Origin of the sequence: Streptomyces sp. NBC_01216 (genome assembly GCF_035994945.1) — a bacterium.
Taxonomy (GTDB): domain Bacteria; phylum Actinomycetota; class Actinomycetes; order Streptomycetales; family Streptomycetaceae; genus Streptomyces.
This window is the reverse complement of record NZ_CP108677.1, coordinates 3,662,883-3,675,331: the sequence shown is the minus strand read 5'-3', so window position 1 is coordinate 3,675,331 and position 12,449 is coordinate 3,662,883. Positions and strand designations below refer to the sequence as shown.

Sequence of the window (12,449 nt, the reverse complement as noted above, 5' to 3'; positions counted from 1 at the left end):
ATGTGAGTGGATCTTGCTCAGGCCGTTAGGATTTCGACCATGGCGGCCACTGGATCCGAGAAGCAGGGGGCGAAGGCGTTCTACGTCTCGACCCCCATCTACTACGTCAACGACGCTCCTCACCTGGGCCACGCCTACACGACCGTCGCAGGCGACGTGCTCACGCGCTGGCACCGTCAGCGCGGCGAGAAGGTGTGGTACCTCACCGGCACGGACGAGCACGGTCAGAAGATCATGCGCACCGCGGAGGCGAACGGCGTCACCCCGCAGGAGTGGTGCGACAAGCTCGTCCAGGAGGCGTGGAAGCCTCTCTGGGAGCACCTGAACATCGCGAACGACGACTTCATCCGGACCACGGAGAAGCGTCACACCGACCGCGTGCGGGAGTTCGTGCAGGACCTGCACGACAAGGGCGAGATCTACAAGGGCGGGTACGAGGGCCCTTACTGCGTGGGCTGTGAGGAGTTCAAGCTCCCGGGCGACCTCATCGAGGCCGAGGACGGCACGAAGCTGTGTCCGGTCCACAAGAAGCCGGTGGAGATCCTCAAGGAGGAGAACTACTTCTTCAAGCTGAGCGCGTACGGCCCGCGGCTGGTCGAGTTCTACGAGGCGAACCCGGACTTCATCCAGCCGGAGTCGGCCCGCAACGAGGTCCTGAACTTCGTCAAGCAGGGCCTGCAGGACCTCTCGATCTCGCGCTCCACCTTCGACTGGGGCGTCCCGGTGCCGTGGGACGAGAAGCACGTGATCTACGTGTGGATCGACGCGCTCCTGAACTACGCGACGGCCGTCGGCTACGGCGCCGACCAGGCGAAGTTCGAGGAGACCTTCCCGGCGAACGTCCATCTGATCGGCAAGGACATCCTCCGCTTCCACGCGGTGATCTGGCCGGCGATGCTGATGGCGCAGGGCCTGCCGGTACCGGGCAGGGTGGCGGCCAACGGCTGGCTGATGGTCGGCGGCGAGAAGATGTCGAAGTCGAACCTGACCGGCATCAAGCCGCAGGACCTGACCTCGCACTTCGGCGTCGACGCCTACCGCTGGTACTTCCTGCGGGCGATCGCGTTCGGTCAGGACGGTTCCTTCTCCTGGGAGGACTTCACCGCCCGCTACACCTCCGAACTCGCCAACGACTACGGCAACCTCGCCTCGCGGGTGGCCGCCATGGTCGGCAAGTACTTCGGCGGCGAGCTGCCGGCCTCGGCGACCGACGGCGACGCGGAGAAGGCGATCCACGAGGGCCTGGCCAAGGCCGTCGCGACGGCCGACCGCAAGATCGGCGAGGAACTGGACTTCCAGTCCGGCATCCTGGCGATCTTCGACTTCGTGAAGCAGGTCAACGGCTACATCACGGAGCAGGAGCCGTGGAAGGTGGCCAAGGACGAGTCGGAGGAGGGCCGGGCGCGCCTGGCGACGATCCTCTACACGGCCGCCGAGTCCCTCCGCGCGGTCGCGGTCCTGCTCAACCCGATCATGCCCGAGACCTCGCAGGCCCTCTGGGACTCCCTGGGCGCGGAGGCGGCCCTGGGCGCCCTCGCGGCCCAGCCGGTCCAGTCGTCCGGTGCGTGGGGGCAGCTCCCGGCGGGCGCGACGGTGACGAAGGGCGCGGTGCTCTTCCCCCGCCTGGAGGACCCGAAGAAGGAGCAGTGAGCTCCGGTGGCGGTGGGGGCCCGGCCGGGCCCCCACCGCCACCGCTCCGTGCGTCGGCCGGTGCCTCCCCGCTCAGAGGAACAGCGGAACGAGTGACACCAGCAGGCCGACCACTCCCAGTGCCAGCCCCGCCGACTCCCACGGACGGTCCCGGACGATCTGTCCCAGGGTGCGGCGCAGCGGAGCGGGGACGCTGAGCGGAAGACCGGTCAGACCGCCCGGCAGAGTGGCGTCCAGACGTTCCAGGGCGGTGACGTTGAGGCTCGCACGCCCGACACGGAAGTCCGGGTCGAGCAGCTCGTCCTGGGCCACCCAGTGCGCGCCTGGCCCCAGCAGCAGACGCTCAGCGTCGGTGGTGAGCTGGAAGAACGCGACGCGGTACGCACTGACGACACCGAAGGTGCGGGAGGGCTGGACGGCCTCGACCGTGCCCAGTTCGGTGAGGACGTCCCGGTCGCCGTCGTGGCGGTAGCCCGCCAGTTCCTCCTCGAGTTCCCGGACGGCCGCCGCGCGGTGGTCCGCGTCCGAGGCACGCACGTGTCCGCCGGGCAGCTGGTACTGACGGGCCCGTTCGTCGTACTGGAGGAGGTAGCGGGCCTGCCCGCCGGCGCCCCGGTGCCGGGCTTTGACCACGATCTGGACGACGTCCACCTCCCGCAGCGGCACGGCGTCGGCGTCCAGGGCCAGACGGCGGCTCTCCGTCAGCAGGAGGAACTGCGGTCCGGCCAGCACCTGACGGTCGGTGTACGGTCCGGGCTCGGTGCCGGCGCGCTCCCAGTTGTCGAGGATCGCGTGTCCCGCGCGCAGGTAGGCGGCCAGCCCGCGCAGGAAGTAGGCGGCGGCCGGACTGATCACCGCCACGGCGGGGGTGCCGTCGGGCGTGGTCTCCTCCTTCAACACGCCGAAGGCACCCACCAGCGCGAGCATGACGGGGACCGTGGCCGCCGCGTCCGGGGGTGTCAGCCCGGCGCGCCGTCCCAGTTCCTCCGCCGTGGCGGGAGTCCCCTGCTGGGCCGCGAGGCATTCCAGCAGCTCAGCCGCGTGCGCCCGCGCCGCTTCGCCCATCACGCCTCCCCCTCGTGGCCCGCCGAGGTGTCCGGGCGGCGCAGGAAGTGCACGTCGGGGCGCAACTCGACGACCTCCCAGCCGTGGTCCGCGGCGAGTGCCGGCAGGCGTCGCCGGGCGGTGATCTTCCGATAGGTCTCGGTTCCCCAACGGGTGCTCAGGGCGGAGCCGATCATGTTCAGCGTCGTCTCTCTTCCCTGTCCGGACAGCTCCGCGACGATCTCGGCGAGGGCGGCACCGACGTCCGGGCCGAGATCCTGCTCTGCGTCGCCGACGGCTTCCCTCGGGGCCGGGGCGGAGGCGGTGGCGGTGGCGGTGGCGGTGGCGGTGGCGGTGGCCGGAGCCTCCTCCCTCCGGTCCGGTTCGGCGGCCCCCACCCGCCGTACCCTTTCGTGACCGGGCCGTTCGGCCACCACCTCCCAGCCGGGCTGTCGCTCGATCCAGCGTTTCAGCGAGGACCCCACCGTGCTGCCGTAGTCCGTGGCCAGGCTCCGGCGCAGGGTGTTGCCCAGCATGGCCAGCGTCGGCTCCACACCCGCGGCCTCGATCGTGTGGACGGCCTCCGCGAGAATCCCGCCGCTCACACGTCTCACCACCTCCGGATGGGGCGGCCTGCCCACCAGCTCCCAGCCCGGCTCCTTCAGGATCCGTGCCCGCAGCGACTTGCCCCGCTCCCGGCCGACCACCCGAGTGAAGTCCGTTCCGAGGGAGGCCCGCAGTGCCTTCATCACCTCGCGGAACGACGGGTCGGCCGCACCGGGGCGGTTCCGCAGCCCGTCGACCGCCGCGGCCAGCGCTTCGCCGAACCGAGGCAGCGGAGTCCCGGAACGCCGCGCGGCCGACCGGTCGGCCTGGGCGGGCAGCGCGACCCGCCCGAACACCGCCGTGGTCGCCAGCATCAGGACGGCCCCTTCGCCGCCGCCACCTCGTCGCAGCCAGTCCAGCCCGTTCCACAGCTTCGAGAGGTCGCTGATCCCCAGCCGCTCCGCCAGCGGCAGGCATCCGGCGAACCGGTACTCCAGCCAGTCGGTCATCTCGGCCTCGGTGACCCGGGCCGCGTCCCCGCCCAGGCGGTTCTCCAGTTCGTCCCGCAGGTCGCTCTCGACCCGGTCCCTCAGCGCGTCCTCGGCGACCAGCTCGCCGCCGACCATGGTCGAGGTCAGCGGCAGCAGCTCGGCCTCGCGAGCCACACCGCCGCCCCGCTGGTCGAGCTCCCGTTCCATCCACAGGAGCTGTCCGCGCAGCGGGACGGCCTCGGGCGGTTCCACGACGTCCTCGATGCTCAGGTTCGCCATCGAGCCGTCCCCGCACATCACGAGCACGCTGCGCTTCGCCTCGTACACCTGGATGGCCCGCCCCAGCACCTTGCGTCCCGGCTGGGCCGACGTGCGTTTCGCCCCGGCCCTCCCCGGGCGCGGCGCGCCGTTCCGTCGTCCGTTGGCGTCGACGAGGCGGATCTCGGGGTCGTCGCCGCCGCCGATGTAGAGCACCTGGTCCGAGCGTTCCAGCAGGGCCTCGATGTCGGCGCCGTCGTACCGGTAGCGCGCCTTGACGCGTGCGGTCAGTGCGGACAGCCGGGGCGTCTGGTCCACCTGCTGCCAGGACCGCAGCAACGCGAGACAGAAGGCCAGCTTCTGGTCGTCCCGGATGCGTGCGGCCCGGTCGGCGAGCACGGCGACCGGTGTCTCGTCGGCCGCGTCGACGGCCGGCTCCTCGCCCTTCGGGACGGCCGGCGGCGCGATCCCGTCCCGCGCCGAGACCGCGGAGTCGAGGTGTCCGGGGCGCACTTGCCAGGCCCGCAGACCGTCGGCGCTCATGCCGAGGTAGAAGTTGACGCGGGTGTTCTCGTCGCTGTCCGACAGGAAGTCGTCCCGGCTGGGCACGAAGAACGCCGTGACGGCACCGTCGAGTTTGATCTTGCCGGCCCATGGGCTGTGCATCACGTCGATCAGACCGTTGACCCGCTGGAGGGGTTCGGTGTTCTTCCAGAACATCCGCTTGCGGTCCCATTCGCCGAGGTCGCCGTCCGCGATCACCGGGTACCACTGTGGCCCCTTGGCGAGCCAGAGATACGAGCGCTGGGACCGGCCGAACACCAGCTCACGGCTGAGTTGCTGAGCGTGGCGAAACGACTCGACGTCGTTGCTGCGCCGACTGAACCACAGATGGAACAGCAGGCAGTAGCGGTAGTAGTGGGCCCGCCAGAACGGGAAGCGCTCGGACCACAGCTGGAGCTGCGAAAGGGCCTCGTCGACGTCGAACTCGGGCAGTTGCTTGTACGCCTCGAACCAGAGCCGGTAGTCCTCCTCCCGGCAGTCGTGGCGGGACAGGTTGTGGCCGGCCAGCTCCACGATGCGCCGCAGCTCCGCATGGCTGAGGTTGCGCCACCTGCGCTCCCCCCGCGTGTAGTAGGCCTGGGCCAGCGCCCGCTGCACCATGGGGTTCGAGCGCCGGCCGGCGACCGCGAGTTCCCAGGTCTCCACCACGGCGTCCAGGTCGCCGTACAGCTGACGGATGTCGGCGCGGCAGCGCACGAGATAGCTGTCCTGGTCGTCGAGGGTGCCGTATGCCTGGGTCGCCTCGTGGAGCAGCGCGTTGGCCTCCCCGATCTTGTCGGCCACCCAGTCCCCCGCGGCGGCGTCCAGGTCGGCGATCGACTTGACGCGGGCCGCCGCCTTCACCGTCTGCGCGACCGTCACGATCGTCTGGACGTGGGTGATGTAGCCGTGCAGGTTCTCCCCGTTGAGCCGCCGCGAGGTCCTGAAGCAGTCCACGGTCTGCTCGAAGTGCTCCTCGACGACTTTCATGACGGCTGCCACGCCCAGGGGCTTGGCGCGCTTGAGCTCCTGCTTCAGTATCCCGCGACGGGTCAGGCCCAGGGTGTGGTGGTGGATGAAGTCGTGCTCGGCCAGGGAGACCGCCCGGGACACGTACTCCTCCGCTTTGTCGTACTCCCGGTCGAGCCGGTACATCTGGTGCCGGCCGAGGTGGTTCCAGAAGTGCGGCTCGTTCGGGATGTGCCGGGTCAGGGAGCGCAGGACCTCGTGTGCCGAGTTCACGTCGAGGCGTTCGATCAACGGGGCGAAGTAGCCCCGGTCCTCGACGCCGTCCACGGTGCCGCCCTGGCGGTCCACGAACATCTGGCGCAGCAGGACGCGCACGGGCTCGGACGACACGTCGGTGGACAGCGCGAGTGCCTCGACGAAGTTGATCGCGAGATCCCTGAGGTAGTACTCCCAGTGCTTGTCCTGGAGGAGTTCCGTCAGGACCTGTTCGGCGATCAGCTGGTGCTGCAGCCGGACCCTGCCGGACCGCACCGTCACCAGGCGGGCCGCCTCGGGGCCCAGGACGTCGGCCAGTTCGAGTTCCGGCGAGACGGAGGAGTGCCGCATCAGATGGTGGACGAGTTCCCGCTGGAGTCCGGTGTTGGAGAAGATCGTCACCAGGGCCAGGTGGGTCATGACGTCGGCCGCTCGGCCCTTGACCTGCGCCAGGTGTGTGCTCACGTAGTCGGAGAGTTTGGTGAACTTCCTCTCGAAGGTGACCAGTCCGTAGAAGAAGGGTGTGCGGTACTGCCGGTACTGCTCTTGCGCGAGCCGTCGCAGTTCCCCCTTCCGGGAGGGCTCCAGGACGAGTTCTCCGTAGCGCTGCTCGAAGTCCCGCGCCTCCGTTTCGTCCAGACTCTCTTCGAGGGCCGGCACTCCGGCTGCCGGGTCCCCCACTCCGCGCCGCACGTAGAGCACGGTGACGCGGGCACTGCGCTTGGCCAGCTCCTGGTAGAGCACCTCGCGGTCGGCCTCGCTGAGATCTCCGGACTCGGCGACCAGCAGCACCGGCTTCTGCGTCCTGCTGTGCAGCAGGTTGAGCCGGTCCGCGATGAGGGGGATCCGGGTCCGGTCGACGGTCACCCCGTGCGGCAGGACGGCCACCGGGTACTCGTGGTGCAGGTCCCAGGCGGCCCGCAGCGCCACGGTGCTGCCGCCGGTGCCCGGCCGGTGGTGCAGCAGCACGGTGCGTGTGCGGTGCTGCTCCAGTCTCTCCCGCAGGCCCGACACCAGCGACTCGGTCACCGTGCGGCGGACGTCCCGCCCCATGTCCAGATCGGCCCAGCTGATCAGGCCCCCGCGCCAGAACTCGTCGTTGTGGCGGTCCCCGTAGGGCGCCACCGTGAGTTCGATCCCGTCGTGGAGGACGACGAGGTGCTCCCGGAGCTTCTGCATGGTCTCGGGGGAGATCGCCGCGGTGCCGTGTCCCAGGGCCGGCACGGTGTAGTCGGCCTGCTCCGGCGCCAGCCCGAGGGTGTCGGTCAGCCGGTCGAGAAGTGCGGGCAGCGACAGCGGGAAGAGGGTCGTCTCGACACTGGTGGCGAGCCCTGCCCCGCCGATGTGCAGGAAGGTCGCGCGTCCCTGGAGCATCTCGTCCATCGCTCCGACCGTCCGCAGCAGCCGTTCGCGTTCCGTGCCGGTCGCGCTGCGGGACTCGCCCTCCACGATCACCACGAAGACCGGAGTGTCACCGGCGGCCTGGCGGAAGGACGCCGTCAACTGGCGGATGAGGCCCAGGCGTTTGTAGCCCCAGTTCCGGAGGTCGTCGGGGGGTTCGTTGCGGAGCACCGAGCCGACGGCGAGCATCCAGGCCGTCCCTCGCGCGTAGTCGACGAGCGGCTGGTCGCGGGTGTAGAGGTGGACCGCCCGCTGGGACTCCAGCACCGGGCCGGCGTGGTGGTGCAGGCCCTCGCCGTCCGACCTGGGGTCCAGGTCCACGATCAGCGACCAGGGGATTCGGCCCAGCGCGGCCACCGACGGCGTGTCGGGCATGCGTTCGGCGACCAGGACGTAGCGGGCCGCGTGCGGCGAGAAGCCCGACGCCGCTTCCCACAGCGACTGCCAGAGCTCTTCCTCGGCTTCGGCCCGCGTCACCGGGGCTTCGCCCTCGGTCGCCCGCCCTTCCGGTGAGGTGTCGTCGGCGAGAGCGCGGCGGTAGCGCAGCGCGTACCAGCCCGCGTAGGCGAGACAGATCTCGGCGCTCGGATCGTTCGGCGGAAAGCGCCGTGCCCAGAGCAGCCCGGCGACCATGCGCACCAACAGGAACTGGGAGTCGAGCTGGTCCACCCGCCCTTGCTGCCGGGATATCCACTCCTGGATGCCCTGACGGGACTCCTCGAAGAAGGCCATGAGCCAGTCGGTGTCGTCCGGTACGGACCGGACGATGACGTCCTCCACGCTCGCCAGGCACCGGGCGAGTACGGGGCCCCGGAGGTCCGGCAGCAGGTTGACCAGGACACTGACCTCCAGATACGCGAGGTCGAAGCCCGCCGCGCCCTTCCGCGCACGGGAGAGGTCGACGATCCAGTAGCCGGTGTCCGTGTCGGCGCGCTCGTCGACGGGGACGAGGACGTTGCCGGTGTTGAGGTCTCCGTGGCAGTGGCCGCGCATCACCGGCACCGGGCCGGCCTTGCCCTGGCCGAGGATCTCACGGGGGTCGAGGAAGGCGTAGCCGCCCCGTTCGGTCGTGCCGCCTCCGGGGAAGAACGCCTCGGCGGAGTCCAGGCACGCACCGGCACGGTCCTGCCCGACGAGGTCGACCAGCAGTTCGTACGGGGTCATCATCCGGATGTCGCTCGGGTCCGCCCAGGCGGAGAGCACTTCGGCGGACAGGCGTCGGGCGGCGCGGCGCAGCCCGGTCGTGCGGGTGCGGGGCGAGACGTACTGGCGGAGCCCGCCACCCGCGATCTCGTGCAGGGTGACGACGAGCCGGCCGGTTCCCTCGCCCACGCTGTGGATATGCAGGAGGCGGGGAATGTGCTCCCGGGCGAAGTCCGGGTCCGCTGCGCGCAGCAGATCGTGTGCCGCACGGTCGTTCGACTGGGTCTGCCCGTGATCGTCCGGGCCGACCCGCAGGAAGTAGACGCCCGCCGCGAACTCACCGGTGTCGCCGCTGACGTCGATCCCGGCCACATGGGCCCCCGACCGGCCTTGCGGCACCTCGATGAGGTGCAGGGTCGCGTTTGGTAACCAGAGGCGTAACGCCTCCTTGGCAGCGGCTTGTTCGGCCTCGTTCCCGAGGATCTCCTCGTGGTCCACGCTACCCCCGACATAACGAGCGAACACCGTGCATCGGTTGTACCACCGGCAAATTGGGTGTGCCCAGACAACCGCGTGATCCCACCCGAAGACGCGAGGGCCCCGGAGTCCGGTGACGGACTTCCGGGGCTCCGCGTCCTGCACGGCCCGCCGTCAGGTCGCGCCGGTGGCCTCGCCGACGACGGTGTCGACGCGGCGCTTGTCGTCGTACCCGTCGGTGTCCGAGCAGACGTTGCCGCACAGCTTGTGGCTGACGTACCGCGAGGGCGGAGCGTCGACACCGGCCACGCTGTCGGCGCGGGCCGCGGGGGCGAGGGCCGCCGTGCCGGTGAGTGCGCGGGCCGCCGCACTCGCGGCGCTGACAAGGGATCCGACGAGACGCACGAAGACTCCCGCATGCGGCATGCGGACGGAAGATCGAGTCCAGAAGCATTCAGCATTCCAGACAGGTGTTCGAATCGGCCGACGCGGGTCAGGCGCGCCCGCCGGCCCGGACCGCCGGAGACGGCCACGCCGGCCGCCGGGGTGCCCTCAGGGCGCGCCGGTCCGTCGCGCGGCGGGGCATCCCCGTCAGTGGGCGTCCGAGGCGTAGGCGACGAAGCCGCTCCACGCACCCCGCCCGACCGCGAGCCGGGGACCGTCGAGGCACTTGGAGTCGCGGACGTGCACGGTGCCGGGGGTGGTGGCGACCTCGACGCAGGAGTCGCCTTCGCTGCCGCTGCTGTAACTGCTCTTGAACCAGACCGGTTCGGAGGCGTCCCCGGTCGAGAGGGTGCGAATCATGTCTCTCCCAGCAGTTGCTCGATGAGGGCGGTCGACTCACGCGGCGTGAGGGCCTGAGCCCGGATGATGCCATACCGCATCTCCAGGATATGAAGCTGTCTCCGCTCGGTCACCGGGCGGCCGTTGGCCACGACCGGGGATCGCCCGACCGCCGTTCCGTCCCCGAACTTCAGCACCTCGATACCGCCGTCCACTCCGGCGTGCTCCTCACGGTCCATCGGCATCACCTGCAGCTCGACGTTCCGCGACCGTGCGACCTCCAGCAGGTGTGCGAGCTGGCCGCGTAGCGAGGCCCGGCCGCCCAGCGGGCGCCGGAGCGTCCACTCCTCCACGACGAAGCCGAGTTCGGGGGCCGGGTCCCGCGCGAACACGGCCTTGCGGGCCATCCGGCCGGCCACCATCCCCTCCACCTCGTCCTGGGTGTACGCGGGGCGCCGCATCAGGAGCAGCCCGCGCGCGTACTCGGGTGTCTGCAGAAGCCCGTGGATGTTGAGCGGGTCGTAGAGCTGGAGCTCCACCGCCATCGCCTCCAGCTTCGCCAGGTCCCGTACCTTCTTCGGGTACCGGACCTTGCGCACGTCCTCCTTCATGGCCGCGAGCAGGCCGCCCGCGGCCAGGACCTCGTCCGCCCTGTCCAGGAACTCGGGACGCGGGATGCGCTTCCCGCATTCGAGCTTGTAAACCATGTCCTCGCCGTAGCCGACCGCCACCCCGAAGTCGGCGGCGCGCATCCCGACCGCCTCCCGCCGCAGCCTCAACTGCCGTCCCACGGTGGCGACGACGGCCACGCCCCAGTCGTCGTCCGGGTCGACCTCCCAGCCCGGCTCGTCCGGCTCGTCCTCGAGTCGCCGTGCCCCGGCCCCGTCCTCCACCGACATGCCCGCACCTCTCCCGTCCGTTCCTCCGTGCCGCGAACACCCCTACCCGTCGGCCGAGTCCCGACAGCCCGGACAGCGGTGGACAAAGCCCGGACAGTCACTCTACGCATCGGCGCCGTCACTGTTCACCCGCGCGCCGGGCCGCCACGCTCGGTGCCGTGAACCATCAGATGACCTCCCGACTCGCCCCGTCCGCCCCGCACTTCACGGTGTTGCTGTCGGCCACTCCGCGCGGGGCGCGACTCGCCCGCCTGCTCGCCGCCGAGTGGCTGCGCGCCCGGGAACTGCCGTACCGGGTCACCGAGAGCGCCGCGCACGTCGTCGCCGAACTCGCCGCGAACGCCGCCACCCACGGCCGGGTCCGCGGGCGGGACTTCCGCCTCGCGCTCGTCGTCCGGCCGGACGTCCTCCGGATCGAGGTCACGGACACCCGGGGAGACGAACTCCCGCGGCTCCGGGAGCCTTCCGCCGAGGCCGCCGCCGGGCGCGGCCTGCTCCTCGTCGAGGCGTTCGCCGACCGCTGGGGTGTCGCCTCCGGTCCCGTCCCCCGGAAGACCGTCTGGGCCGAACTCGCCCTGCCGGGCCGCTGATCTGCCGGGCCGCTGACCTGCCGGCCTGCGCCCATCGTCCCCGCCACCGGAGGCCCGCCCACGGGTCTCCGGTGGCGGGGACGATCCCCTCCGGTCAAGGAACGAGAGCAAGGAACCATCCCCACCCACCCCTCCCGCCCACGGCGCACACACTCACTCGCCCGGGTGAAGAACACCGAATACGCCGGCTTCGTCAGGGGTCGCCTGATCTACGCTCAGCGCGACACACCACATCACCGCTGACATGCGTCGGCCCCCGCCGGGACGGCAATCCCAGGGCGAGGGCCTGACCACCGAGGAAGCAGGACCTTCCCGATGGGTACCACGAACATTAGCGTGCGCCCGCGCGCCCAGTCCCGGAACTCCGGGGAAAGCCACCCCTCCCGGCGCGTCCGCGCGAACCCGCGTCGCGGCGGGGTCATCCACGACAACACCCGTCACACCGAGTGCTTCACGGTGGTCGGCAACCATCTCGCGCAGCACGCCGAACTGTCGCTGCTGGCCATCGGCCTGGCCGTCCACATCCAGTCCCTGCCCGCCGGCGCCCCCATCGACATCAGGGCCCTCGCCGCGCGTTTCCCCGAGGGCAAGATCCGGATCGCCGCCGCCCTGCGGGAACTGGTGGCCCACGGCTATCTCCGCCGCACGCGTGAGCGCACCGAAGGCGGCCGGCTCGTCACCCACACGGTCTCCTGCAACCAGCCGGGCCGGGCCGGTGCCGCGGCCAAGGCAACACCGGCACCGCGCCCCACCCACCGTGAGGAAGCGCCACCGCGCCGCGCCCACCGCGAGGAAGCGCCACCGCGCCGCGCCCACCGCGAAGACGCTCCACCGCGCCGCGCGCTCCCCGCCGTCCCGACGCCCGCCTATCCCGCCCCCGATCTCCTCCGGACCGCCCTCGGGGTCCTCTCCGGCCTCCGCCGCGCGGACCCCCGCCTCCTGCTGTCCGCCACGGATGCCGAGCACCTCGTCCCGGGGGTCGCGGCCTGGCTGGAACGCGAGCTCACCCCCGAGGACGTCCACCGTGCCCTGACCGACGGCCTCCCGGCGGAGCCCCTGCGTCGTCCGGCCGCGGTCCTGGCCCACCGGCTCGCCGTACGGCTGCCGCCACTGCCGCCCTTCCGCGCCCCGGAGGCGGCACCGGCCGTCCGTCACCCACTGCAGAACTGCGACGTCTGCGACCGCGCCTTCCGGGCCGCCGAGCCGGGTCGCTGCGGTGGCTGCCGCACCGGCACGGCACCCGCCCCCGTGGCGGGGCGTCCGGGACCGGACGGGGGACGGGACAAGGGCGGAGGACGGGGCGACCCGTTTCCCCGGTCCGCGACCCTCCCCCGCACGGCGAAGGGCCCGGGAAGCGCCGTACGTACCGGCGGCTGCCCGGACCCTTCGGTGAGGCGGGA

General features: G+C 71.3%; 7 protein-coding genes and 1 pseudogene. 3 read left to right on the top strand and 5 right to left on the bottom strand.

Features of this window, described 5'->3' with window-relative positions:
* Positions 1 to 39: 39 nt before the first annotated feature.
* Complete coding sequence (gene metG, locus OG393_RS16135) at positions 40 to 1,650, top strand: methionine--tRNA ligase (RefSeq protein WP_327375349.1); 1,611 nt, start codon at positions 40 to 42, stop codon at positions 1,648 to 1,650.
* A 72-nt stretch (positions 1,651 to 1,722) separates the two neighbouring features.
* On the opposite strand, the gene OG393_RS16130 is transcribed toward metG, so the two are convergent.
* The 5 genes from OG393_RS16130 to OG393_RS16110 all read right to left on the bottom strand — a co-directional run bounded on the left by OG393_RS16130 (position 1,723) and on the right by OG393_RS16110 (position 10,459).
* On the bottom strand, positions 1,723 to 2,715 hold the full coding sequence (locus OG393_RS16130) for an NUDIX hydrolase (protein ID WP_327375348.1): 993 nt from the start codon (positions 2,713 to 2,715) through the stop codon (positions 1,723 to 1,725).
* On the bottom strand, positions 2,715 to 8,798 hold the full coding sequence (locus OG393_RS16125) for a P-loop NTPase (protein WP_327375347.1): 6,084 nt from the start codon (positions 8,796 to 8,798) through the stop codon (positions 2,715 to 2,717). The genes OG393_RS16130 and OG393_RS16125 overlap by 1 nt, the downstream gene beginning before the upstream one ends.
* A 153-nt stretch (positions 8,799 to 8,951) precedes the next feature.
* A complete protein-coding gene (locus OG393_RS16120) occupies positions 8,952 to 9,203 on the bottom strand; it encodes a hypothetical protein (protein ID WP_327375346.1) in 252 nt (83 codons plus the stop codon).
* Between the two features lie 165 nt (positions 9,204 to 9,368).
* Entirely contained in the window at positions 9,369 to 9,581 is a 213-nt protein-coding gene (locus OG393_RS16115) for a DUF397 domain-containing protein (protein WP_327375345.1), read from the bottom strand.
* Positions 9,578 to 10,459 (bottom strand): helix-turn-helix domain-containing protein, encoded by an 882-nt coding sequence (locus tag OG393_RS16110; protein ID WP_327375344.1) that lies wholly within the window; start codon positions 10,457 to 10,459, stop codon positions 9,578 to 9,580. The genes OG393_RS16115 and OG393_RS16110 overlap by 4 nt, the downstream gene beginning before the upstream one ends.
* 158 nt (positions 10,460 to 10,617) lie before the next feature.
* On the opposite strand from OG393_RS16110, the gene OG393_RS16105 reads away from it, so the two are divergent.
* Both OG393_RS16105 and OG393_RS16100 read left to right on the top strand, forming a co-directional pair.
* On the top strand, positions 10,618 to 11,049 hold the full coding sequence (locus tag OG393_RS16105) for an ATP-binding protein (protein WP_327375343.1): 432 nt from the start codon (positions 10,618 to 10,620) through the stop codon (positions 11,047 to 11,049).
* A gap of 315 nt (positions 11,050 to 11,364) precedes the next feature.
* Positions 11,365 to 12,279, top strand: a pseudogene (locus tag OG393_RS16100) (helix-turn-helix domain-containing protein); the annotation flags it as partial.
* Between the last annotated feature and the right edge of the window lie 170 nt (positions 12,280 to 12,449).

What these genes read in the sequence shown, in the direction of transcription:
- OG393_RS16110 (WP_327375344.1), bottom strand. Translation starts at nt 10,459, where the DNA reads ATGTCGGTGGAGGACGGGGCCGGGGCACGGCGACTCGAGGACGAGCCG.
- OG393_RS16120 (WP_327375346.1), bottom strand. Translation starts at nt 9,203, where the DNA reads ATGCCGCATGCGGGAGTCTTCGTGCGTCTCGTCGGATCCCTTGTCAGC.
- metG (WP_327375349.1), top strand. Translation starts at nt 40, where the DNA reads ATGGCGGCCACTGGATCCGAGAAGCAGGGGGCGAAGGCGTTCTACGTC.
- OG393_RS16115 (WP_327375345.1), bottom strand. Translation starts at nt 9,581, where the DNA reads ATGATTCGCACCCTCTCGACCGGGGACGCCTCCGAACCGGTCTGGTTC.
- OG393_RS16130 (WP_327375348.1), bottom strand. Translation starts at nt 2,715, where the DNA reads ATGGGCGAAGCGGCGCGGGCGCACGCGGCTGAGCTGCTGGAATGCCTC.